We start from the raw sequence: 25051 nt of genomic DNA, 5'->3' as shown, positions 1-25051 counted from the left end.
AGGTGTTTAAGTTAGCGCACGGCTCCATATGAGCCTTCCCCTACGCCCAGATTCACACATTACTGGGCGTTTTTTTATGCCTAAATTCTCAATAGCAGCCAAGAACCCATCACTTTGTGCGTCATTAAGCACTTCATATACACCGCCTGTGTATTTTGCACTTGAATATTCAATGTTTTAACAATATTATTTATATACAAAATATAACGATACATATATGCAATGGGTATAGTAAAAATATCAGAAGAACTTCATGAAGAAATCCGCTTGGCCAGTCAAGTTATGTCTCGGTCCATCAATTCACAAGCCGAGTTTTGGATGAAAATGGGCCGACTAGCGGAGCAAAATCCCGATAAGCCATTTGCAGAACTTATACAAATTGAACTGGAACAAGTGAAAAAGAAGCAGCATGAAATCAGTCACGATTAAGGATCAAAATCAAATTGAAAAAATGAGGCGATCTGGACAGATGCTCGCTTCAGTATTTAAAGCGCTTGATGACTTTATTCGTCCAGGTATCACCACTATGGAAGTCAATGACTTTGTCGAGGCCTATATCACTCAAGAGCTTGGCGCCATTGCCTCAACTAAAGGTCAATACGGCTATCCGTATGCCATCAATACTTCCGTAAATGAGGTTGTGTGTCATGGTATGCCAAAAGCCAGTCAAAAAATAAAGTCTACTGATATCATTAATATAGATATCACACTCAAGCATGATGGCTACCTCGCTGATTCGAGTAAAATGTATCTGATGAGCGATGCACAAGGTGTTGCAAAAAAATTAGCTAAAGTCACTTATGAAGCAATGTGGCAAGGGATCAAACAAGTTAAACCTGGCGTACGGCTGGGAGATATTGGCCATGCAATTCAAATTTACGCTGAACGACACGGATATAGCATTGTTAGAGAGTTTTGCGGTCACGGTATCGGCAGCGAAATGCACGAAGGTCCAGACGTGCTCCATTTTGGTAAACAAGGTAGCGGGCTGACTTTGCAAGCAGGGATGACATTTACGATAGAGCCGATGGTCAATCAAGGGCAGCACAAAGTCAAAACACTTAAAGATGGGTGGACTGTTGTTACACGAGACCGCAAACTTTCAGCGCAGTGGGAACACACTATATTAGTTACTGAAACAGGCTACGAAGTACTTACATTGAGAGAAGAAGAGCAATTACCACAGCACTAGTAATTGCCCGTCTAAATTATTGGCTATAGCGCTTATCTGCCGCTTTAAGAACCCTGTAAAAATATGCTGATACCAGTATTGCGACAGGGTTTATACCGATAGCCCATGGTTGCTGAAATTGAAAGATACTAAACTGAAAAATGCTGCCCAACATCGGCACCACATTTAGTCCAGTTTGACTTGATACAAAGATATTTAGAAATGCGCCATTGGTCAGTTGATAGCCAATAAATGGAGACATAAACAAAGGTATTTGAATTGCCCAAAATATCAAATTGTCTTTGATCACGCCAACCGTCGACTTTTCAAATAACCTCACCGCAGCCACGATCCCCAATACATAAACCACGAAAAAAAAGGCATAAATTCCATATGTGAATAATCCAGAAATATTTGGTAGGGTGGATAACATATGGGTGATCCCTAAAAAAGCGCCCCCGATAGTCAATACCGATGTCACCCTTTTAAACCATTGGTTAAGCTCAATAACCTGATCGTTTGGTATAGAAACAAAAGGCTTCTTTTGAATCGGTTTTTCATAGGTGCTATCGAGCTCTTGTTCTATCGGTTGTGGAGACTGCACCTGTCTACGATCCAGTTCATCACAAATTTCTTGATACTTTTCAGGGAACGCTTCCCTATCGATATCGGCACACACTTGCTGTAACTCTTGCAGTGAATACTCAGAGTAACCTCTCATCCTAAAACCTCATATACCTTAGTTTAATGCCACTGCGAAAACATCGTGGTGTTCAAACTTGTGAGTCTAAGACGGGTAAAGCACTAAATCAATGGAAGTGTTATAACTTCCCTCTCTAATTAAAATTGAGGTCACAGTGGGAGCTACCACTATAGCTTATTAAATTATAAAAATTCGCAATCACACGGGCTGATTTACTTTAAATCAGCCCTAAATAAAAGGTTTGTTAGGCTAACTTCCTAAAACTATGTAATGCTATTTGAGACAACACAAATAATGTCAATGTGAACATTAAACCAAATAACATTATAGGTTCATAACCCTCTGAAATTGTTGATATAACTCTAGCGGAGAAGTTAAAGAAAAAGTACAAAGACGCAGGTAATATCAACAGCCACTCTTTTTTAAATAGTCCAATTGCGGTAATAACCGCCAAACTCAGTGTAGGTGCACCAAGTGTACGCAAATTGGTAAAACCATAATTAGTCACTGCATTAAAACCACTTGGCTCGTTAATTACAGAGGGAAATAAGATAGCAGTCAATGCCGCAGAGCCCAGCACGAGAACAAAAATTGCGGATAGAAATTGTGCTAATTTGATCATAAAATATATGCCTGTATTTCGTTTAATGATTAGCAGACATATTAGTGAATTCAATTTCAGCCAACTTGCACTATTGAGTTAAAGATTTGCACTTTTCAATCAACCTGTCGATTTTCTCAATTGTGACGGTGTCAATTGAAAGTGTTGCTTAAATACCCTAGAGAAGTAGCTCAGTTCTTCAAAGCCACACTCGAGTGCAACATCAGTCACGCTTCTATCAGTTGTTTTTATTAATAACGACGCCCTTTCTAATCGCTTGGCAACGAGGTATTTGTTGGCACTCATGCCATAGACTTGTTTAAATTTTCGATTAAATGTCGATGCACTCATATGGCATAAAAAAGCCAATTCCTCTACTTTCAGTGGCGAAAATAGATGTGTCTGTACAACTTCTTGCAACATAGGCTGGTTAGGCACAAATAACTCCGCCAACAGTGCAGGAATTTCACCGCTAGTCTCTATGCAAGCAAACAGTTCTAGCAACTCCTGAATTTTCAAACCGATCAAAGAGTCGGTCATCATGCCTGAGCATTCAATGTAGTGTTTTAGTGTGGTGAAGTAACTCTTGAGCAGTGTTGATTGCGAAACCAATACCCTTGGCACAACATCAAAAGCCTCTGGCTTTGCGCCGACGAATGCGAATGTTTCAAGAGGGTTATTTTGATACAGCTTCTGAATGTGCTGCTGGGTTAACCTGACACCAACAAACTCAACGTCACCACAGTGCCCATTATCTAACCATCGATTGATAAAGTTGTCAGCCTTCATGAGTAAGGTATCACCAGCTTTAAGTGACAGTGTCTTTCCTGCACAAATTAAAGATGACTGCCCTTTAAATATATGGATTAACCTCGCTTCATTTACTAACCCATCTTGATAGGTATAAGGGGCACTAAACTGTTTAATCCCCATGACCGTTTCACCTTGGAATTGGGCACCTTGAAATACTTGCTTACCAGTCGACGTCATATATCTAATTTCAATTTTAAAGGGTACTAGTTATTTTAAATCAGTTGCTTGTGTCTGTCCTGCCTTATTAAAATAGCCAATACTAGGTAGCTTTCGCAACTCAAACCTAAGCTTTAGGCACTAAACATCGCTGTTTTCGATTTCATAACAAGTAATTTAGCGCACGACGCTTTTCAGGAAATGAGCAATTACAATCGGGATCTCGCAGTCAGAATTACATCACTGGTTTGGCGTCGTGGACTAAATACTTTCTCTTGCTACGTCAAATAAAATAGTACTCACAGCCGCTTTTAGGTCACTAGCAGGCAATAGAGTCTCAGGTAATAGTTTTGCTGAAATGGATTGAGTATACGAGTGCAATAGTGGGTCTAACTTACAAGGGCTGATCAAACCTTCTTTAATACCGCTAAACGTATCCATAAGCGGCTGTCTGTTTCTTTGTAATTCAAGGATCACATTCGTGCGGATTGGACTATTTTGGCAAAGGTGTTTTTTGCACGCGCGCAGTACAATGCTCATGAAAGCTGATATTTCTGCATTGCTATACGCTGGTTTATTTAATTGGGTACGCTTACCTTGTTGTTTAGCTGAGTCAGTCACACTTTTTTTAAAGCCCAAAGCTCTATCTCCGATCAGCTCCATTTCGTCACTTGTCAACATTTCATTCCCAAATCGCGCAAAGTACATCGCTCTTTCCGTTCTGTTTTTTGGGATAATTATGCGAATAATTCTTATTGTGTACATTACACTTTATTACACGAGCAATTGAGAATTTAAATTTGTTGCGCCATATACAACAGGATACAATGACGCTTTTAATCGTTTGAGCCCACTACCGTGCAATTTGAAGTTGAAGCCATAGGCCATATTGAATCTCCATATAAGCAAAAGTTTGCGATCCCAAGGCAACCTTGGTTAGTCCCTGAAGCAACCGCTAAGCTCATCTTTAGTGAATCATTTAACCGAGAAGAGTTTGTCCGTGGGATTGAAGAGTTTACTCATCTATGGCTCTTGTTTAGATTCCATGAAACCGCAGATAAAGGTTACTCCGCCTTAGTTCGCCCGCCTAGATTAGGTGGTAATGAGCGTAAAGGCGTATTTGCCACACGTGCGACTTTTAGGCCTAACGGCATTGGTATGAGCGCAGTCAAGCTGGAAGGTGTCGAGTATAAAAATGGCCAATTGGCGCTATTGCTCTCTGGCATCGATTTGCTCGATGGCACGCCAATAGTAGATATAAAGCCTTACCTCCCCTATTCAGATGCATTGCAAGATGCTTCTGCCGGATTTGCCGATACGCGTCCAGAAACCGAAATGACGGTCTCTTATAGCGAGCAAGCTCAAGATTTCATCGAAAAACAGCGCCAATATCCGGAGCTAATGAACTTTATCAGCAACGTATTAAAGCAAGACCCAAGGCCTGCTTATAAAAAGAAAAAACAACAAACACAGAGCTATGGTATGAGTCTGTACGAATTCAACATTCGCTGGCAAGTTGAAGATGAACATAACCATGTCATTGAAGTGAGTGCTGAGAAACCACAATCAGTCAAAAAACCACAAGATTAAATATCTTCACAGCGAAAATAACTCTTTTTTAGCACCTTAGGCACTGTTAAACTACGTGCCTAATTAAAAACACATAACATTGAACGGAACAAGCATGCGTACCAGTCAATATATTTTAGCGACTCTTAAAGAGACGCCTTCTGATGCCGAGGTGGTAAGCCACCAGCTAATGCTACGTGCGGGTATGATCCGCAAACTCGCTTCAGGCTTATACACTTGGTTGCCGTCAGGTTTAAAAGTACTTCGTAACGTAGAAACTATTGTACGCGAGGAAATGGAAAAAGCTGGCGCAATCGAAATGTTGATGCCTGTCATTCAGCCTGCTGATCTGTGGGAAGAGTCTGGCCGTTGGGAACAGTTTGGCCCAGAACTATTAAGAATTACAGATCGCCACAACCGTCCGTTTGCACTTGGTCCGACGCACGAAGAAGTGATCACTGACTTTGTACGTAAAGAAGTAAGCAGTTACAAACAATTACCTTTAACGCTTTATCAAGTACAAACCAAAGTACGTGATGAAGTACGCCCTCGTTTTGGTGTCATGCGTGCACGTGAGTTCACCATGAAAGATGCATATTCTTTCCACCTTGACGACGCATGTCTTGCAAAGACTTATCAAGTAATGCATCAAGCATACTGTAATATCTTCGAGCGTTTAGGTTTAGATTATCGTCCAGTAATCGCAGATACAGGTTCAATCGGTGGTAGTGTGTCACACGAATTCCACGTACTTGCAGAATCAGGGGAAGATGCTATCGCATTTAGCACCGAGAGCGACTACGCGGCAAATATCGAAAAAGCAGAAGCTCTAGCCCCTGCTATTGAACGTGCAGCACCAAGCAAAGAGCTCAACACATTCGACACGCCAAACGCAAAAACAATTGCTGATCTTGCTGAGCAGCATGGTGTTAAAGCGCACAAAGGGGTTAAAACTCTTATCGTATACGGTGCTGCCAATGAAGAAGGCGAGCGTGGTCTTGTTGCTTTAATCGTTCGTGGCGATCACGAATTAAACGAGCTAAAAGCTGAAAAGCTGCCGCTTGTTGACTCACCTCTTGAAATGGCGAAAGAAGAAGACATCGTTGCTGCCATTGGCGCAAAACCGGGCTCATTAGGACCTGTCGGCCTTGATATGCCAATTCTTGTTGATCACAGTGCTGCTGTAATGTCTGATTTTGTGGCTGGTGCAAACAAAGATGGTGTTCACTATAGTGGCATCAACTGGGACCGCGATGTTGCTGACTTTACAACAGCAGATATCCGCAACGTTGTTGAAGGCGACCCTAGCCCATGTGGTCAAGGCACGCTAAATATCAAACGTGGTATTGAAGTAGGCCATATCTTCCAACTTGGTAGCAAGTACTCTGAAGCAATGAATGCGGGTGTACTAGGCGAAAGTGGTAAAAACCAAGTAATGACTATGGGTTGTTACGGTATTGGCGTATCACGTATCGTGGCAGCAGCCATTGAGCAAAATCATGATAAGTTTGGGATCAAGTGGCCGCAAGCTCTTGCACCGTTTGATATTGCCATCGTACCAATGAACATGCATAAATCTCATCGTATTCCTGACATCGCTGAAAAATTCTATGCAGACCTAAAAGCAGCTGGCCTTGACGTATTATTCGATGATCGCAAAGAGCGTCCAGGTGTGATGTTCAACGATATGGAATTAGTCGGTGTACCATTTACCTTGGTAATTGGTGAGCGTAACCTTGATAACAATCAAGTTGAGCTGAAAAACCGTCGCACTGGTGAAAAAGTCATGCTAGACATTGATTCAGCAGTCGCTGAAATCACTAAGCTAATGGCATAACCAGCTAGCCTCATTTGAAAACGCGCCTATATGGCGCGTTTTTTGTTTTTGGCTTTGATGAAAATGTCATCATAGCGTCTCAATACTGATAAAAGTTTGTCATCTCGTGCCTTTAACGTAGACATTATTACGCTTGAGAGTAAACAAGATGGATCAAACCTACTACCCCAGCATATGGATTTCAGACGTACACCTTGGATACAAAGACTGCAAAGCAGACTATCTACTGGATTTTTTAAACTGCACCCGCTGTGATACCTTGTACTTAGTTGGTGATATAGTTGACCTTTGGTCTTTAAAAAGACAGTTTTACTGGCATCCAAGTCACTATCAAGTTTTAGAGTGTATCCAAAAAAAAGCCGAGTCAGGCACTCGCGTCATCTACATCCCTGGAAACCATGACGAAACGTTCCGCAACTATGTTGATATGACTTTGTTTAACGTTGAAGTACACCATACCTATGTACACACCACCTCTGCTGGCAAGCGGTTCTTATTACTGCATGGCGATGATTTTGATTCTGCGACACGTTACAACAGGCTCATTAGTATCATTGGCGATCAAGCCTATGACTTTCTGCTTTTTCTAAATCGCTGGACTAATCGAGTACGCAAACTCTATGGTGGTCACTATTGGTCTTTGGCTTCTTGGTTGAAGAACCGCGTTCATAAAGCTCGGGCCGCCATTGCTGCATTTGAGCAAGCCGCGGTTCATGAAGCGAAGAAACAAGGAATGGATGGGATCATTTGCGGTCACATTCATCAACCGCGTATCAATGTCACTGACGGCATAGTGTATTGCAATGACGGAGACTGGATAGAAAACTGCACCGCATTGGTAGAAAATGAACAGGGGCGCATCGAGCTTTTACACTGGTCCGATATACAAAAAGTGTTGAACGTTGTTGAGCTAGAAGCACAAAGCATAGACGGCGTTAAAGCCGCCTAATGCTTATCTAAACAACACAGACTCTTTGCTAAACCAGCGTACACAAAACGTTAGCAATGCACCTGCAAGCAGGGCTGATGCTACAAATATCAGCCCTACAGCGTTGTGATCAACAGTGCCTTTTATGATCTCTTTGATAGCCAATGACACATTGGTAATGGGGATCCAAGCTGTTGTGGTATTAAGCGACATGTTTGGCATCACAGACACCACTATGGGCACAAATACCAACATACTCAGCGGCCCCATATAGTTTTGTGCTTCTTTAAAAGTTCGTGCATAAATTGAAATGGCTAGTACCAAAGAAGAAAGCATTACAGCCACGGGCAATAAGAGTGCAAAAATCAATAAAAAGTCCGTGATTGTCACACTTGAGAAGGCATCAATAATGGTTTCAAGTATCCCTATTCCCCCTGCGATAGCAACCCAAATAGCCATACTCGAAACGGTAACCAAAGCACAGGATATCGAACTTGCTAAAATTGTTAAAAACTTACCAAGTACTAGCTGTGTACGGGTAACTGGTGTCAAAAGCAATGTCTCAAGGGTTCCCCGCTCTTTTTCACCAGCGCCAAGATCAATAGCTGGGTAACTTGCTCCCATTAGCACTAATGGAATAAGCATATAGGGGATCAGCGCACCTAACTTTTCACCATAGTTTTCACGCTTATCCGCCGTATCGACCTTAGTAATGGTGATCGGTTTTAATATTGCTAGGTGCTCTTTTTGGGGTGCACCTAAAGCTTCCAACCTTGTACTTCGGATCTGCGCTGCAAACTTATTGATGAGCTTTTCAAGACGCTTGTATACAAAATTGATGGACTGCGCATCATTAAACACCACATGCCAACTGATTTGTTGATGTTTGCCAGCTACCTGTTCGTCATAATTTTCAGGGATCTCAATACCAACATCTATTTTCCCTGCTTTAACTGCACTTTTTAACGCATCAATCGTTTCAAACTTCTCATTACCTTTATACGGTTTAAAACTTTTGTGATAAAACAGCATTTGCTCGAAATCCGGGGATAAAGAGGCGTTGGCAAGATAATAGGTGTGTACCTTTTGCTCCGCTTCAATGGTTGTTTTAGACGCCAAAAAACCAAGTAACGCAAACAAGATGGGAAAGATCACTATCGGTAATGCAATGACAAAAAATAAGGTTTTACGGTCGCGCAACAGCTCTTTAACTTCTTTTAAGAATACTTCAAACATGCATAGTTCCCTGCTTGACTATATTCATGAATGCGTCGTTTAGCTCACCACTTTGTCCCACTTCTTTAAACGCTTCGATACTACCACAAAAGCGACTTGTGCCGCGGTCAATTAAACAAACACTGTCACACAGCAAAGCCACTTCATCCAAATGATGGGTTGAAAAAACCACCGGGGTGTTGTCAGCTTTTAAGTCGCGGATGAATTCGATGATGTTTTGCTTGGTCATTATATCCAACCCCGTTGTTGGCTCATCCAACACGACGACATCTGGTTGATGTACTACCGCTCGGGCAATATTGGTTTTTTGTTTCATACCTGTCGACAAATGCTCGGCGCGCTTGTCCAGAAAATCGCCCATTGATAGCCGCGTAAACAGCTCATCACATCGTGATTTCAGAGCGCTGCCTTTTAACCCATGTAATTTGGCAAAATATTCAACATTTTCTCGTGCGGTAAGACGACCATAAAGCCCTGTAGTACCAGATAAAAAGCCTATTGCTTTGCGCCTTTAAGCGGGTTTTTGACAATATTGTGGCCAGATATTTCAATGCTGCCCGCATCTGGTTTAAGCGCAGTGGATAGCATCCGCAGTGTCGTGGTTTTACCTGCGCCATTGGGACCTAACAGCCCCAAAACTTCTCCACGACCACAACTAAAAGACACATTTTCAACTGAGTGAAAAAAACCTTCGCGCTGTCTTGAGTCGCCGCTACTTGTTGTATTTAACAGTTCTTTGGCAAGTTTAAAGCGCTTTTTCAGTCCGTTTACTACTATCACTTACCTTCCTTCTCTTTGGTCTAAAATAGCTTTCATCGGCATAAAATGCTTCATCCTGCACACCATAATGCCAATTTGGGATACCAAGTAAAGGAATTGGTGACATCTGTTTATTATCATCCAACACTTTATGTACAGTGATCAACTCGACTAAGCTTTCATCCAAATGCGTGTATTGTTCCACCAAAGGTAATTCATAAAAGCCATCTTCAACTTGAACACACAATAGTTTACCCGTCAGTCCTATAAACGGGTTTGTTAACATTTCATAGTTCGCATGTCCAAATACAAATGGACACACATTTTTGTGCCAATGAGCTTTTCGCTCGAAGAATGATTCGTGCCACAAGTGCGCGCGCAAATCGTCTTGCCACTGTGTTTCTCGCACTGCCAACACTAAACCGCACTCGTCAAATAAGGTTAACGCATTGCGCTTACGACTGCGCTCTTTTAACCCATGTAATTGGATCTCTTCCATATGTAAGCGATTTAATAGACTTTTCGTTTTTGGAAACAAGCACCAAATCATAGCCCCAAAGAAATCATGCCAATTGTTCTCTCGAGTAGGAACTTGACCAGTTTGCGCAATGATCTCCTCGTAATAACGAGTCTCTCCTTCAAGCTTACTGTTTTCTGTAAAAACAATGTGTTTACCCTGCGCATTGAGTTGATTGGTTTGTTGGTTTAACCATTCAAAACTTGGCCAGGTGTCAAATGCCTTTAAATTGAAGATTGCTTGTAAATGCGCAAATGGGGGTTGTGCCAGCAAATGACTTTGCCAGTTTTCAGGAGGAGTGAACTTTTTCATGCTAGCCGTGTGTACAAACTTCGCCAAAACTAAATCATGGCGCTTATTTTACCCTATCCCTGCTGAGGCGCAAAAATATAAATACCCTATGTGCACTTTTCCATCGCTCCGATGTGATACATCGGCTAAAGTCGAATTTACTTCGCAGTTATGGTATTAATGTGCCCGGAAGTAATCTCATAAAAAAGAAAGGTCATGAAACTAAAATTAACACTGAGTGCTTTGTCGCTTGCCATTTTAGCAGGCTGTGCAACGACTAAAAGCAACACACCTGAAGACATTGCGACTGCATACAACAGTATTAATGCAGAGCAATTAGGTGAACACATAAAAACGCTTGCCTCTGATGAATTTGAAGGCCGTGCGCCATCAAGTAAAGGAGAGGAGCTAACGCTTGCTTATTTAACCCAACACTTTAAAGCGCTTGGCTATGAACCTGGCAATGGCAATAGCTTCTTACAAGAAGTGCCGCTGGTATCAATTGAAGCCGATCCAAACATGACGCTGAAAATTGGCGAGCGCAGCTATCCATACAAAAAAGGTATGGTCATGGGCACAAGCCGTATTAGCCCTGAGCAGTCTCTAAACAATTCAGAGCTAGTATTTGTTGGTTATGGTGTCAACGCACCTGAGTATGGCTGGAATGACTACGAAGGTTTAGATGTCAAAGGTAAAACAGTTGTGATGCTGGTAAACGATCCTGGTTACGCAACTAAAGACCCTAAAGTGTTTAACGGCAACACCATGACATATTATGGTCGCTGGACGTATAAATACGAAGAAGCGAGCCGTCAAGGTGCTGCTGGTGCAATCATCATCCATGAGACTGCCCCTGCTTCTTACCCTTGGGAAGTTGTTGAAAACTCTTGGAGTGGCGAACAGTTTGGCTTTCAAAAAGAGAACAACAACATGGACCGTGTTGCAGTTGAAGGCTGGATCAGCGTAGATGTTGCAAAAGAGCTATTTGCAGATGCTGGTCTGAACTTTGACGAAGCGAAAAAGAAAGCTGCACAAGGTGCTTATCATGTAGACATGGGAGACTTAACCGCTTCTGTCGATGTAAAAAGTACCATTAAAAAGTCTGTGTCATATAACTTCATCGCAACGCTACCTGGTGCAAAAAAATCAGATGAGCACATCATCTACTCGGCACACTGGGATCACTTAGGTGTCGATCCTAATCGTAAAGGCGACAAAATCTATAACGGTGCACATGACAACGCAACAGGTACTGGCGGCATCATTGAAGTGGCTGAAGCATTTGCTAAGCTACCGCAGCGCCCTGACCGCTCAATTACTTTCTTAGCGGTTACTGCCGAAGAACAGGGTCTACTTGGCTCTAAATTCTACGCGGAAACGCCGGTGATCCCAGCAAACCAAACCGTTGCGAACATCAACTTAGATGCGCTGAACCTTCTGGGTAAAGTAAAAGACATCAGCGTTGTAGGTCTTGGCAAGTCGTCATTAGATGGCGTTTTAAAGGAAGTTGCTGACGAGCAAAGCCGTTCGATCTCAAATGAGTCAAATCCATCTGCGGGGATTTACTACCGCTCAGATCACTTTGCATTTGCAAATATGGGTATCCCAGCAATGTATGCAGGTGGTGGTCACGAGCCGTTTGATGATGCAACTGCAAAATATAGAAAACGTATGAGCCTTGTATTACGTGGCTGTTACCACCAACCGTGTGATAGATACAGAAAAGAGTGGGATCTAAGTGGCGCAGTTCAAGATCTTCAACTATTTTTCAAAGCTGGTTATCTGATTTCACAAGAAGAAGCGTGGCCGACTTGGAGCGAAACATCCGAGTTCCAAAGAAAATAAATATAAATGATATTGATTTTCATTTAATTTAACACTAAAGTGCAACTGTTATTATGTTACCGGTTGCACTATATGCTCTCATATTCTCGTTCTTATCCGTTTAAAACGGCGTCTCAATTTGCCTATCTGGCAGCTAACAAGCGGTTGATACTCCCGCTATTATTGATTGCAACTTTGTTTTATTCCCCCGTTCGCGATATTGCTTTGGGTACACTTGCAGATGCCTTTTTTCAAGTCAGTGTGTTTGTTGCAGGTACTTTGGCTATTTACTACTACTTAGTTGAGAAACTCCCACAGCTGGAACTCAGTTATTTGAATCGCAAGTCCCCAGTACTAGAAGTCACAATGGCAGCTGTGCTTGGTGCTTTACCCGGGTGTGGCGGTGCCATTATCGTAGTTACGCAATTTACTAAAGGACAAGCCAGTTTTGCCTCTGTAGTTGCAGTCCTTACCGCAACCATGGGTGACGCCGCATTTTTATTACTGGCTAAAAAGCCCCTTGAAGGCATGGCGATTATTTTGCTTGGTGTAGCGGTAGGTACACTCAGTGGCCTAGCTGTCAATCTCTTCCACAAAGCCGATTACTGCCGCCCTGAGCCAAATAACAAACAGATAGAAGATTGTGAACCCCCTACTTTTGCAGTCCGAATGAGTGAGCCAGTTTGGAAGGTACTGCTATTCCCTTGCCTTGCCATCTCTTTGTTTATGGCTTTTAACCTAGACTTAGGGCAATTTGAGCAACCCGTTGAGCTACTCGGCGCTGGCATGGCTATTTTTGCCGTCTTAATTTGGGCGCTGTCATCTAAGGGCAAGACCTATAAACAAATTACCGCCGAAGAAGAAGAAGTGAAACCTCCTTCTCGGCTCGCAAAAATTCTACAAGATACGCATTTTGTAACCGCTTGGGTGGTGGCTAGTTTTATGATTTACGAACTGTCAGTAGCCTTATTTGGACTCGATCTGGCTGCGTGGTTTACAGAGTATGCCATCTATGCACCACTGATCGCCATTATGATTGGTCTGCTGCCCGGCTGTGGACCACAGATTGTAGTCACCAGTTTGTACATTCAAGGTGTATTACCCTTTAGTGCCTTAGCTGCTAATGCAGTGGCAAACGATGGCGACGCGCTCTTTCCAGCCATCGCATTGGCACCCAAAGCCGCGCTTTTAGCCACCGCATATTCAGCCATTCCGGCATTAATTGTCGGCTATGGTATCTACTATTGGAATTTACCCTAACCTTTTTTCAATTAAGCATATAAACAACCAGAACCAAAAAGCGACCTCATGGTCGCTTTTTTATTTTTTAAACTTTAAGTCGTCAGGCTTACTTTTCTATCCAAGGTTTTACACTAACCAACTCTGTCATGACATTGAATCGGCTACTATCGTTTTCCCAGTCGTCTTGTACTTCAAAGCGACAAAAGTTCTGTTTACAACTGATGTGCTCACCAGACAAAACAACATCGTCTGAAAACTCCAATGTCACCCCTTTTTGATCCGGCAACATAAATGACAGTAACTTGCCAACAAATACACCAGACAGGTCACTCAATAACGTTTCAAACTCACGATGTAATTGAAACACTTGTCTTTTAGTGAGCTGTTGACTAGTAAAGTGTGCTGATTCTATCTGAATTTTTATTTCGCAATATTCAGCCGTTTTGGGTTTCACGACTACCACGGCTTTATCTTTATCAAGTTTGTCATCTATTGGCAATAACAGCTGAGCACCTTTGGTATACTGTAACGGCAATGATGTTTGCTCTGTCACAATTTTACCTTCAGCTATATCACACGGTCGCTTATTTTGACCTTCTACCAGATAAAAATTAACTCGAGCAAATTCAAACTCGCCTTTTTCAACCACCTTTAAACGATCGTAAAATCCTTCGTAAGAAGCCACAAACTCTTCAGCTAAACAACCAAAACTGCTTGATAACAGCAGCATTGGTAGAATCTTATTCTTCATCAAAATAAGCCTTGTTATGTCTGATCATATCATTGAGTTCTTCAATGTAATCAATGCCTCGCTCTGAGTATGACATTAAACCCGGCGTTAAAGCGGTGGCTGTAATTTCTTGTTTATCGGCTCTTAGCTGCGCGCGTACGGCTCTTAGCTCACGATAAGCATCATGGGTGTTTATATTTCTAAAATACGAGGTCACCGACGCCCGAACTGATTTAAATGCAGCAACCTCATGGGCAGCTTCATCCGCTCGACGTTTTGGGACCATGCCGCAACCAGCGCGATAACACCACTGGCCAAAAAAGTTTAAGCCAATGCGTGCAAATCGAGAGGTACCCCACGCAGATTCATTTGCCGCCTGCATTAACGCCAACTCTTTAGGAATAATGTCAACTCGTTCAAGGGCTAATTTTAAACTCTCAACGGTGATCTCTTGTTGATCTACCTTATAAAGTTTGAAGATATTCTCAACTCTTTGTATTTGCACATCGCTCAGAGACTCTTCAAATTGCAGCATCATAAGTGCAATTTCAATGCTAGCTCTTTGCTGTAAAATCACTTTATTTTCCGCCTCTACATGGGGCTTAATGAAGTCGAAAAAGCGCTTTTTCTTCGTAGCGATATCTTTTATTGAGCCAAAGTCTGGCAATTGAACATCGTGTAAAGGTTGCTCTGGTAAAATGACTTCCGGGGTCTCAATAATAATTTCTGGAACTTCTACAGGCTCAGGTTGCTCTGGCGGCTCAGTTATAAATGGATACATAATTGCGAATAAACAAACAGCAATTAGTACAATCTTAATCAAATTAGAACGCATGATTCTCCTCTCACTAGTACCTACCAAACGAGCTGTCTGAATTTCCTTTGTCAGATATTGACTCGTCGTACTTAGTTCATCTCATAAAACGGCGGCTGATTATAGCAACAATCACCGTTAAACGCGAATTTATGCCAATCCATCGCTAAAACACGCTTTTTTCCCATCTAGACCAAGTAATTACATTTTTAACTTTGCATCGCTATACTAAAACGAAGATGATGAATTTAGACGATAAACAGTCCCATAGAGTACTTTATGACCCAATCCGCATGGCAACAACGTTTGCTTAATCAAGTTAAGAATCGCCCCAATGATAACCGCTCAGCTTGGCAGGTTGATCGTTCAAGGATCATCCATGCTGCAGCTTTTAGACGCCTACAATCCAAAACGCAAATAATGAGTATAGGTGTCAACGACTTCTATCGGACTCGACTGACCCATTCATTAGAAGTATCGCAGATAGGCACAGGGTTATTACGCCATCTAAAGCTGCAAAACCCTGAGTTTGAACACTTTCCATCAGCTAGCCTAATCGAAACCATCTGCCTAGCTCATGACATAGGGCACCCTCCATTTGGCCACGGTGGTGAAATCGCCCTAAATTACCTGATGCGTGATCACGGCGGGTTTGAAGGAAATGCACAAACATTGCGGATCGTCACCAAGTTGGAACCCTATTCAAATGGCTATGGCATGAACCTGACCAGACGGACTTTGCTCGGGTTTATCAAATACCCGGCTTACATCTCAAAGCTGTTAATTAAGCCTCAAGTTACCAACCCCAGTGAACGTTTCATTTACACACAAAAGTGGTTCCCCGCAAAAGGGGTTTATGATTGCGATAAAGACGTTTTTGACTGGATACTCTCGCCTTTATCGAACAAGGATATAGATCTTTTCACAACGCACAGTCCCATCGATGAGTTTAAATCTAAAACAATTTATAAATCGCTGGATGCAGCCATTATGGAATACGCAGACGATATTGCCTATGCAGTTCATGATTTAGAAGACGCGATAGCGACAGGCACTTTGTCAGAGCGAGACTGGTATAACTATGCCATGCCTGCGTTTAAAGAAATCAGTTCACCTTGGTTGGAACAAAATCTTGCGAGCCTGACCCACAGGCTATTTTCTGATGACGAGCCACTTCGAAAAGACGCAATTGGAGAGTTGGTTAATATATTTATTGTCCACTGCACCTTGGTAAAACACGACGCAGACTTTGATGATCCATTGTTAAAAAACACCGTCAAGCTTAACGTCGAGTTTGAAGCCATTCTCAAAGTTCTTAAACAATTTGTATACCAGCGTCTTATTCGCGAACCGACCATGCAACAAATAGAATTCAGTGGACAGAATATGTTAATTGACCTGTTTGACGCATTTTCCAGTGACCCAATTCGCTTGCTGCCTTATACCGCACAATCACAGTACCAGAATGCCAATGGCGATATCGCAAAAATGCGGGTACTCGCAGACTATCTGTCAGGTATGACCGATGAATATGCGAGGCGATGTCACGCTAGATTGTTTGGCAATAGCATCACGCGGCTTTAGCAATTTACTCAGCATTTCGCCGATGCCCATTATCGGGATATAAATACATTGCACTTCTTGTTATAGCTGCTTTCAAATTGTGCAGCTAAACGGGAGGTGCAAAATCGCTGGTCACTAACAGTGCGTTGATTGTTTTATCTTTTAGAAGAAGTCTCACCTTTTTTAAACTCAGTATATCTAAGACAACTGAGTTTGAAACACACAGATTAATAAGCACAAATCATCTTGTCGATTCAGGAACACTGTAAGATTATTCAAAAATATTTGAATTTTTTATTTGTTTTAAGTTAATAACTGATGCTATGGTGATTCTGAACTAATCAAAAAAACAAAGGATTAACATGAAACTAAAATTACAGAAAGGCAATCTAAAAAACTTATCTGGTGAGAAGCAATTACTCAATCATAAAGCAACCAAGCAAATCGCTGGCGGTTGGTCTTGGGAATGCAGAACTGATTGGGCGCGCTGTGAGCCATAAGCACTGTTAGTTCTAGGGTCATAGAAGATAACTATGGCCCTAAATGTCCTGTATTCATACTGCCAACACCCTCCGCAACAAGCTAAACCACCTCAATAAAGTATGCCCGTTTTGCAAAAGCTATAAACAGTCGCGTGAGTAATAATCGAATTATACAGAACTTTGAATACTGCTTTGAAGACCAACTAAAAAATGATGGACAGATAGAAAAGCTCAGGTCGACTCTACTAAACGTCATCCAATACAAATGAACAAAGTACAGCAGGTAAGGCATTAACTCATCAAAAACTAACGTATATTGAGTGGGTGATGTCTTGTCAGTACATCACCCTAGGGCGAATATTACTTCAATTTTTCACCGACAATAGGATAGTGATCCCAGACATTCTTGTCAGCCAGAGAACGCACCAGTTTGACGTATTCTGCATGAGTCCAAGCGAGTGGAGTTGCCGAGTTTGTACCTTCACCTAACTGATAGCCAAATGGGTTGACGCCTACACCATCCCAAACTTGTTCAGGCAACATCAGGCCCTCATTAGCAAAATGCTCCATACCGCGTACATAAGTGTGTTTAATACGCTGAACTTCTGCTTTGTCTAGTCCTTTGGCAGCGACTGCCGCCGCAATTTCATAGTGCCCTTTTTCGCCAGTAAAGAAAGGCCATACTCTGCCACGCTGACCCGATGTATTTTGGCCGCCTTCAGCATAGTTGGTCCCTTTGACTTCGTCTTCGCCGTAGCCATCATTACCATAACGTCGGTAGCCTGGGTACGTGTTTGGATCGCCAGGGAATGTGAAGCTGTATTTCACACGCAAGTTTTCAGGTAAAGTCTCATCTTCATACTCGGGCAGCGTGTTTATCACACTCGGCGCATCGGCATCTCTGACACCATAGCGCACAAGCTCCAAGAAGCCCCCATCAATGATTTGACGTTTATCTAAACCAACGCGACCGTTGTTGTCACCTAGCTTAGTTGATGAATTTGGATTTTCGTCACGTGCGATACGGAAGAAATACTCACCATCCGCATCTTTACCCTGCAAGTTGCCCTCAGTAGTAAACATCAGCTTTTCGACTGTGTCATTATATTGTTTGGCTGTATCTAGGTATCTTTGTTGACCCGCTTTATCCCCTGCTAACTTCGCGATATCACTAGCCGTTACGAGGCCCGCAATAATCGCAGCAGTAGTTGAAGGTGAATAACCATCTTGCTCTTCCCAGCGCTCTTGCTGCGTAGCAGGAGGTGTAATTTGTGTGTCATTCCACAAAATCTTGGCGAGACCACCATCTACTAAAAACTCTGCCGCCGGTTTAAGCATGCGCTCGTACCAGTAAACAAGTTTTTCATCGCTCAATACGCCCGCTTGCCATAGTTTCCAAGCAAGCATGATTGGCATCGCAGTTTGGTCAAGCTGGACACCGACCCACTCAAGTTCACCATCTACGTGTGTTTTTTGCAAAAACCACCCGGTGTCACCTTGGTTACCCGGCGTACCATCCATCACTTGCACTTTCTCAAGGTATTCAAAGGAAGTTAGCGCAGTATCAGGGTCGCCCATGGCCATAAATGCCATCGCAACTTGATAAAAGTCACGTACCCAGACGGCCTTATAACCAGTATGACCTTGCTCTGCCGCGACTGTATCCCCCCACGGATTAGACAGTGAAGCAATAAGTGCCCCTGCGTGGGTTTTATCTTCTTGGGCTTTTAAGACTAATGCACTGGCATTCAACAGCTTACCGCTATCAGTCGTATAGTTTGCAAGTCGTTGCATAGGCTCAAGGCTGGCTAAATAGTCTTCCCAACCGATGTGTTCACCTTGGCCATTATAGTGGGCAAGCACCTTATCATAACCTTTGTCTAGCGCAGCTGCGCCTTGTGCAAAGCTATCCGCTTGCGATTTACCAAAGCTTAAAGCAAGATCAAAGGTAGCCGTTCCCTTGACTTCACCAAGCTCGGCAAGCCAATTTACATTCCCCTTCGTTTTGCCAGTGCTTTGGTAAGTACGCGTCAATGCATGATTTTTCTTAAGATCATTCAAATTGTCGCTGTGACCTGTGAAACCGACAGATGCCTGGCCAAAACCCGTACTGCTTTGCAGTGTTAAAAAGTTATCAGCTTCCCAAGCAACTAGCCCTTTATCGGTCACTGTAGCGGAATCATTCAGACCGTTGTTATTCACATAGGGATTTACATTTACATACGCTTTTACGCCGCTTAGATGTGTATCAACTTTTGCTCTTACAAATAAACTCTGACCATCGGGGTCAGTGAAAATGTGTTTCTCTAACGTAAAACGACCTTGCTTGTCTTTGCTAACCACTTTATAGGCTAATGATAGCGGACGACCTTGTTCGTCTTTATAAAGGTAATCAATAGACACATCTAATTCATCGCGCTCAGTAACGGTAAAGTCTCTACCTGTGACGATAAATTGCATATCGCGAATTTGCGCTTGGTGAATAAGGCCAAACATAGTTTCTGTGATCATACCTTTGGCAATTGAAAACCAAACTTTAGACACTTCACCCGTTTTTGCATCGTTTACATACTGGCCATTTTTATATGCTTCATAAGACGTACCGATGCCTGTTTTATCGGAATAAGTCCAATACGGCTTATCACCCGGGGCTCCGGGTGCAGTCTCAATTTGCTGTGTATTCGTTGCGCTACCACAACCGATAAGGCCAGCGGCAATCAATGCCAACGACAAACATGACAATTTTTTCATTTTTACTCCCCTGTGGCCTGCTTTATTGCGCATTTGTTTTAACACGCGCAACTGACAGCGCCGCCAAAATAAACGACACACCACCAATAACTAATGCATAAATAGGTTGATTCTCGAAAACATTTCTTAAGATAAGGCCAAGTACACTGGCTGCCATCAATTGTGGGATTACGATAAAGAAGTTAAAAATCCCCATAAACACACCCATTTTGTGTGCTGGCAGCGCATCACTCAGCATCGCGTAAGGCAGAGATAAAATTGATGCCCACGCAAAGCCGATACCTATCATTGGTATCCATAAAAGGCTTGGTTCAGAAATAAACTTAAAGCTGATTAACGCGCCTGCGCCCAGCAACAAATTAATACTGTGTGCCCACTTCAGTCCTACTCGCTTCACGACAAATGGAATGCACAGCGCAGCTAAAGCGGCAAAGCCATTGTAAGCGGCAAATAAAATTCCGACCCAGTCTGCACCATCGTTATAAGCTTTCGATGTCACATCTGTTGCACCATAGTGGAAGCTGGTTACCGCAGAAGTGGTATAAATCCACATCGCGAACAGTGAAAACCAGCTAAAAAACTGAACTACTGCAAGTTGCTTCATTGTATCGGGCATAGTGAAGACGTCGTAGATCACTTCGTAAAATCCACCGTCAGTACGCTGTTTATTTTGGAAATACCCGGCAATGAGGATAATCGCCGAAAACGATAGTAGCAGTGCGCTCAGTAGGTACAGCTCTTTTTCCAACTCTAAAATCGCCACACCGGCTAAAATCAAACCACCAACTGCACCACTAATTAATGCAAACTTTGCAAAGTTGATGGTTTTCTTAGGTTCAGCTGCTGCTTGTTTTAAGTCAGGTGATTCAAACTCTGTCAGTTGCTCTGGGGTATATTCTTTGGTTTTTAGAATCGTCCACCCTACCGCTAAAAATAAGATCACGCCGCCAAAATAAAAGGCATATTTAACCGACTCAGGTATTTCGCCAGGTGCTGCGGTGTTGCTGATCCCAAACCAGTTGGTCATCATCCACGGTAAAGCTGAAGCGATAATAGCGCCAATACCAATGAAAAAGCTCTGCATTGCGTATCCAGTCGCTCGTTGCTTTTTGTTGAGATTATCTCCCACCAATGCACGAAACGGTTCCATGGTTACATTGATTGATGCATCCATTATCCAAAGCATACCAGCAGCTATCCAAAGCGTTGGTGAATTGGGCATGATAAACAATGACAAGGTCGTGAGGATAGCGCCATACAAAAAGAATGGTCGACGACGCCCAAGCCCAGTCCAAGTTCTGTCACTCCAGTAGCCGATAATAGGCTGAACGATTAGTCCTGTGAGTGGTGCAGCCACCCACAAAATAGGGATATCATCAACTGACGCACCTAATGTTTGAAATATCCGACTGACATTTCCGTTTTGCAATGCAAAGCCAAATTGAATGCCCATAAAACCAAAGCACATATTCCAAATTTGCCAGAAGCTCAGTTGTGGTTTTTGTTTTTGCATAGTTAATTCTCTAGCTCATATACAACACTGGCAAGAGGCGCCAATGTCACTGTGAGTTGATTCTTTTCAATGACAAGCGCTGGATGAGACTCCAACTTGTCGACGACTTTACCTTGCCATCCCTTAGGTAGTTCAATAGTAACCTGCTGCACATTGTCAGCATCAAAGTTACTTGCCACAATCACTTGTTGAGCTGAATTATCACGAGCAAATGCCATGACTTTTTTGGCTGGTTTTTTAGTCCCATCCAGTGTGTTTATTTGTACCAGCTCACCATGCTGTATCGCAGGTAATGAGCTCAAGCTCATCAACTTTTTATAGTATTGACGTAGTGCCTTTTGCTCATTGCTCAGCTGACCGCCATCAAATTTTCCATTGTTCATCCAAGCCTGATGTGCGGGAACGCCAATGTAGTCAAATATACTGGTACGACTCGGCTTGCCAAACCCGGCCATTTCCGACCCGTCTTCCCCCACTGACTGGCCAAAATACAACATGGTTGGCGCTTTGCTGATCAAGTGGCTCACAACCATTGCGGGCTTGCCTTTTTCGGCGCTACCAGCAAACTCTGGGCTAGCGATGCGTTGCTCATCATGATTTTCTAAAAAGTGCAGCATATGCGGTGCAATATCTGACACACTTAAATGTGCATCCATCACACTTTGCGCGGTACCTGTGCCTTGCATAAGCAGCTTCAAGCTGTCATAAAAGCCGACCTTATCGTATAAGAAGTCCATTTTTCCTTGATGAATATACGGGCGGTAAAGGGTTGGGTTATATACTTCTGCCAATAAAAAAGCATCTGGATTTTGCATTTTGATAGATGAGTTTAAAAAACTCCAAAACTCTACAGGCACCATTTCAGCCATATCATAACGAAAACCATCTACACCTTTATCAAGCCAATACAGCGTAATATCTCTGAACTTGTACCAGCTATCAGGCAAGTTTTTACTTTGCCAAAAGGCATAATGCGCCCGATAATCTTGCTGCGCCATATCAGCTGGCAGCGTTGGGAAATCATAACTGCCATCTGGGCGCACACCGTAGTTCACTTTTACAGTTTCATACCAATCATGGATGTGAGGCTGTGCTGCACGTGCACCATTGCCAGTCCACTTCGCCGGTGATTCTGAAAACTCTCCGTCTACCAAAGGATGTGATTTGCCACCCAATACTTGATAGTCCGTTGACTCCGGCACTTTGAAATCTTGCCCTGTTACATAATAAAAGTTGTTGTCACGCGCATACACCAATGAAGTGTTATCCTGTGCGCCAAAGTCTTTTGCACCTTGCGGTGCACTCAATGATTGATAATTACGCGCAACATGATTGGGCACAATGTCAATCACCACTTTCATATCGGCATCATGAGTTCGCTGGATCAGCGCTTCAAATTCAGCAAGACGCTTCGCTGGTTCTAGTGCTAAGTCAGGGTTAACATTGTAATAATCTTTGATTGCATAAGGAGAACCTGCACGCCCTTTCACAACGTCTGGGTCATCAATACCAATCCCATACGCACTATAGTCAGCTACCAAGGCGTGATGTAGCACCCCGGTGTACCACACGTGGGTTACGCCCATTGCTTTAATTTCAGCCAACGCCTTTGGTGTAAAATCGTCAAATTTACCCACACCATTTTGCGCCGCAGTTCCCCAAGGCACGTTGTTTGTTTCGGTATTGCCAAATAGTCGAGTAAACACTTGGTAAACGACAGGCTTTTGCTCTTGTTGTTCGGCTTGTTTACTTTGCTCACTTACGTTAGCAGACTGACATGCAGTCAATATCATGCTTCCCGAAATCAAGCTCAGTGCAAGCACCAAAGGTTTTATTGTCATTATATTGTTGTCATATTGGTATTTTAATTGAGTCTACTGACTTGTAGCCCACTGTTGAACCACTTGCATACGTATTCAAAGTGGTGATTAATTTGTTATTCATATAAAAAAACGCGAAGTATGATACATACTTCGCGCCTTAACAATATTGCTAAAATACACCGCATTATTTTGTCATTTTGTCGATAAACACTTGGTGGCTTGGCAATTTAGCCACTGTACTTCGAAGTAAGGTTCTTAGGCTATCTAGCAAGCTTGTCAATTGCTCATCGCTAAACTGCTCTGCCAATGGGTGATGGCTTTTTGGTAAAAGCCCTTGCCCTACCATCACTTGCTGCCACGCAACATTTTGAAATAAGTCATCGGTTTTAGCTGTGCAGTGGCCCGTATCATTAAATAAAGCAATTTTACTTTGCAAGCTTGCTGGGATCGGCATGTTTTTACACCATTGCCAGAACCGAGTATCACCTCGTTCAGTCAGTTTATAGTGCAATATGATGAAATCTCTCACTTGCTTCATTTCATTACCAAACTCGGTATTTACGTTTGAAACTGCGTTGTCCGAGATCTCGTTGAATGGGAAGTGTCTAATCAAACGCAGAATTGATGTCTGAATTAAATGAATACTAGTTGACTCAAGCGGCTCTAAAAAACCACTCGCCAAGCCCACAGCAAAGACATTGCCCTGCCACTGTTTACGACGCATGCCGGTTTTGAATTTAATCAACTTCGGCTCAGCTAAAGCGCTACTTGGTAGGCTTTGCAGTAACGATTCTTTTGCATCTTGCTCTGAAATAAACTTACTCGAAAATACATACCCGTTCCCAACTCTGTGTTGCAATGGAATTTGCCATTGCCAACCGGCTTCTTTAGCAATAGCACGCGTATAAGGCTTAATATCGCCATCGAGCTGCTCACTGGGTAACGCCCAAGCGCTATCACAAGGAAGCCAATGTGACCAATCCTCAAACCCAACATTCAATGTCTGCTCAATTAACAGTCCTTTAAGTCCACTACAATCTAGATACATATCTGCACTATGGCGCTCATCATTTTCCATCACGACTTCTGTAACATACCCTGTTTTTGGATCTGTTAAAACTTCAATGATTTTCCCTTCGACTCGCTTAACCCCTTGATTTTGAGAGTGTCGACTTAATAGCTTGGCATATAGTCCCGCATCGAAATGATAGGCATATGTCAGACCTGGTAACTGCGTATTTGGGATCTGCTGAAGATGTGCAAACCGGTTTGCCTGTGCCGCTTGAGTATTTAAAGAGTATTCAGCCAAAGACTCCGTTAGCCCTTGTTGCTTTGCTTTGAGCCAAACTTGAAAAAAATCACAAAAAGGAAAGCTTTTTCCTAACTCACCAAAGGCATGCATGTATCGGCTATCTTGATATCCCCACCCTTCAAACTCAATTCCTAACTTATAGGTCGCTTTAGTTTGTTCGATAAAAGTGCGCTCATCTAGACCCAGTGCAGCATTAAAGTTCACCATTGGCGGAATGCTGGCTTCACCAACTCCAACTGTGCCAATGTCATCAGACTCAATCAACGTGATGTTGATTTGATCTTTTAGAATACGCTTTAGTAGCGAAGCACTTAACCAGCCAGCTGTGCCGCCGCCAACAATTAACACATTTTGAATTCGCTTAGTCATTCTCACCTCTTTGGCAAAAAAAAGCCTTATCGCTACACGACAAGGCT

The 25051-nt window shown here is 42.8% G+C and carries 21 protein-coding genes and 1 pseudogene; 9 read left to right on the top strand and 13 right to left on the bottom strand.

The genetic code is table 11. The annotated features are described in order from the left end of the window. Window positions 1-222: 222 nt before the first annotated feature. A complete protein-coding gene (locus tag N483_RS25855; protein ID WP_023400445.1) occupies window positions 223-429 on the top strand; it encodes a ParD-like family protein in 207 nt (68 codons plus the stop codon). After that, window positions 410-1192: a type I methionyl aminopeptidase gene (gene map, locus N483_RS25850; protein ID WP_023400444.1), complete on the top strand. Its 783-nt coding sequence runs from the start codon at window positions 410-412 to the stop codon at window positions 1190-1192. The genes N483_RS25855 and map overlap by 20 nt, the downstream gene beginning before the upstream one ends. A 16-nt stretch (window positions 1193-1208) precedes the next feature. Here map and N483_RS25845 read toward each other — a convergent pair whose 3' ends face one another. The 4 genes from N483_RS25845 to N483_RS25830 form a co-directional block, all read right to left on the bottom strand. Continuing rightward, window positions 1209-1892 (bottom strand): hypothetical protein, encoded by a 684-nt coding sequence (locus N483_RS25845; protein ID WP_023400443.1) that lies wholly within the window; start codon window positions 1890-1892, stop codon window positions 1209-1211. A 226-nt stretch (window positions 1893-2118) separates the two neighbouring features. Then, window positions 2119-2496, bottom strand: coding sequence for a hypothetical protein (locus N483_RS25840; RefSeq protein WP_023400442.1), 378 nt, complete (start codon window positions 2494-2496; stop codon window positions 2119-2121). Window positions 2497-2595: 99 nt separating this feature from the next. Next, window positions 2596-3465: a helix-turn-helix domain-containing protein gene (locus N483_RS25835; protein ID WP_023400441.1), complete on the bottom strand. Its 870-nt coding sequence runs from the start codon at window positions 3463-3465 to the stop codon at window positions 2596-2598. 240 nt (window positions 3466-3705) lie between these two features. Beyond that, a complete protein-coding gene (locus N483_RS25830) occupies window positions 3706-4152 on the bottom strand; it encodes a hypothetical protein (RefSeq protein WP_023400440.1) in 447 nt (148 codons plus the stop codon). A 150-nt stretch (window positions 4153-4302) separates the two neighbouring features. Here N483_RS25830 and tsaA point away from each other — a divergent pair, with 150 nt between their 5' ends. The 3 genes from tsaA (at window position 4303) to N483_RS25815 (ending at window position 7799) form a co-directional block, all read left to right on the top strand. Continuing rightward, the gene (tsaA, locus tag N483_RS25825; RefSeq protein WP_023400439.1) at window positions 4303-5034 is read left to right on the top strand and encodes a tRNA (N6-threonylcarbamoyladenosine(37)-N6)-methyltransferase TrmO; all 732 of its coding nucleotides are present in this window, start codon (window positions 4303-4305) and stop codon (window positions 5032-5034) included. Between the two features lie 94 nt (window positions 5035-5128). Further along, window positions 5129-6850: a proline--tRNA ligase gene (locus N483_RS25820; protein ID WP_023400438.1), complete on the top strand. Its 1722-nt coding sequence runs from the start codon at window positions 5129-5131 to the stop codon at window positions 6848-6850. Window positions 6851-6998: 148 nt separating this feature from the next. After that, window positions 6999-7799, top strand: a complete 801-nt coding sequence (locus N483_RS25815; protein ID WP_023400437.1) for a UDP-2,3-diacylglucosamine diphosphatase — start codon at window positions 6999-7001, stop codon at window positions 7797-7799. A 3-nt stretch (window positions 7800-7802) separates the two neighbouring features. Here the strand turns inward: N483_RS25815 and N483_RS25810 are convergent, their stop codons facing one another. The 3 genes and pseudogenes from N483_RS25810 to N483_RS25800 all read right to left on the bottom strand — a co-directional run bounded on the left by N483_RS25810 (window position 7803) and on the right by N483_RS25800 (window position 10602). Next, window positions 7803-9014, bottom strand: coding sequence for an ABC transporter permease (locus N483_RS25810; RefSeq protein ID WP_023400436.1), 1212 nt, complete (start codon window positions 9012-9014; stop codon window positions 7803-7805). Further along, window positions 9007-9794, bottom strand: a pseudogene (locus tag N483_RS25805) (ABC transporter ATP-binding protein). Before N483_RS25805 ends, N483_RS25810 begins: the two are co-directional and overlap by 8 nt. Beyond that, entirely contained in the window at window positions 9760-10602 is an 843-nt protein-coding gene (locus tag N483_RS25800) for a DUF3025 domain-containing protein (protein ID WP_023400433.1), read from the bottom strand. Before N483_RS25800 ends, N483_RS25805 begins: the two are co-directional and overlap by 35 nt. Before the next feature lie 195 nt (window positions 10603-10797). Here N483_RS25800 and N483_RS25795 point away from each other — a divergent pair, with 195 nt between their 5' ends. Together N483_RS25795 and N483_RS25790 are read left to right on the top strand one after the other, a co-directional pair. Beyond that, window positions 10798-12426, top strand: a complete 1629-nt coding sequence (locus tag N483_RS25795) for a M28 family metallopeptidase (protein WP_023400432.1) — start codon at window positions 10798-10800, stop codon at window positions 12424-12426. A gap of 72 nt (window positions 12427-12498) precedes the next feature. Next, the gene (locus N483_RS25790; protein WP_023400431.1) at window positions 12499-13665 is read left to right on the top strand and encodes a putative manganese transporter; all 1167 of its coding nucleotides are present in this window, start codon (window positions 12499-12501) and stop codon (window positions 13663-13665) included. A gap of 88 nt (window positions 13666-13753) precedes the next feature. Here the strand turns inward: N483_RS25790 and N483_RS25785 are convergent, their stop codons facing one another. Both N483_RS25785 and N483_RS25780 read right to left on the bottom strand, forming a co-directional pair. Then, window positions 13754-14398, bottom strand: a complete 645-nt coding sequence (locus N483_RS25785) for a DUF2987 domain-containing protein (protein WP_023400430.1) — start codon at window positions 14396-14398, stop codon at window positions 13754-13756. After that, the gene (locus N483_RS25780) at window positions 14388-15212 is read right to left on the bottom strand and encodes a glucosaminidase domain-containing protein (RefSeq protein ID WP_023400429.1); all 825 of its coding nucleotides are present in this window, start codon (window positions 15210-15212) and stop codon (window positions 14388-14390) included. Before N483_RS25780 ends, N483_RS25785 begins: the two co-directional genes overlap by 11 nt. Window positions 15213-15470: 258 nt before the next feature. Here N483_RS25780 and N483_RS25775 point away from each other — a divergent pair, with 258 nt between their 5' ends. Both N483_RS25775 and N483_RS27175 read left to right on the top strand, forming a co-directional pair. After that, window positions 15471-16775, top strand: a complete 1305-nt coding sequence (locus N483_RS25775) for an anti-phage deoxyguanosine triphosphatase (RefSeq protein WP_023400428.1) — start codon at window positions 15471-15473, stop codon at window positions 16773-16775. A 341-nt stretch (window positions 16776-17116) separates the two neighbouring features. Beyond that, complete coding sequence (locus N483_RS27175) at window positions 17117-17254, top strand: hypothetical protein (protein WP_023400427.1); 138 nt, start codon at window positions 17117-17119, stop codon at window positions 17252-17254. 342 nt (window positions 17255-17596) lie between these two features. Here N483_RS27175 and N483_RS25770 read toward each other — a convergent pair whose 3' ends face one another. The 4 genes from N483_RS25770 to N483_RS25755 all read right to left on the bottom strand — a co-directional run bounded on the left by N483_RS25770 (window position 17597) and on the right by N483_RS25755 (window position 25004). Further along, window positions 17597-19987, bottom strand: coding sequence for a glycoside hydrolase family 15 protein (locus N483_RS25770; protein WP_023400426.1), 2391 nt, complete (start codon window positions 19985-19987; stop codon window positions 17597-17599). A gap of 22 nt (window positions 19988-20009) precedes the next feature. Then, complete coding sequence (locus tag N483_RS25765) at window positions 20010-21500, bottom strand: MFS transporter (protein ID WP_023400425.1); 1491 nt, start codon at window positions 21498-21500, stop codon at window positions 20010-20012. 2 nt (window positions 21501-21502) lie between these two features. Continuing rightward, window positions 21503-23341, bottom strand: coding sequence for an alpha-amylase family glycosyl hydrolase (locus N483_RS25760; protein WP_023400424.1), 1839 nt, complete (start codon window positions 23339-23341; stop codon window positions 21503-21505). 166 nt (window positions 23342-23507) lie between these two features. Further along, window positions 23508-25004: a tryptophan halogenase family protein gene (locus N483_RS25755; RefSeq protein WP_023400423.1), complete on the bottom strand. Its 1497-nt coding sequence runs from the start codon at window positions 25002-25004 to the stop codon at window positions 23508-23510. Window positions 25005-25051: the final 47 nt, after the last annotated feature.

Origin of the sequence: Pseudoalteromonas luteoviolacea NCIMB 1944, assembly GCF_001625565.1 — a bacterium.
Taxonomy (GTDB): Bacteria; Pseudomonadota; Gammaproteobacteria; order Enterobacterales; family Alteromonadaceae; genus Pseudoalteromonas; species Pseudoalteromonas luteoviolacea_F.
The sequence above is the reverse complement of the archived record's forward strand: the minus strand, read 5'-3'. Positions and strand labels throughout refer to the sequence as shown.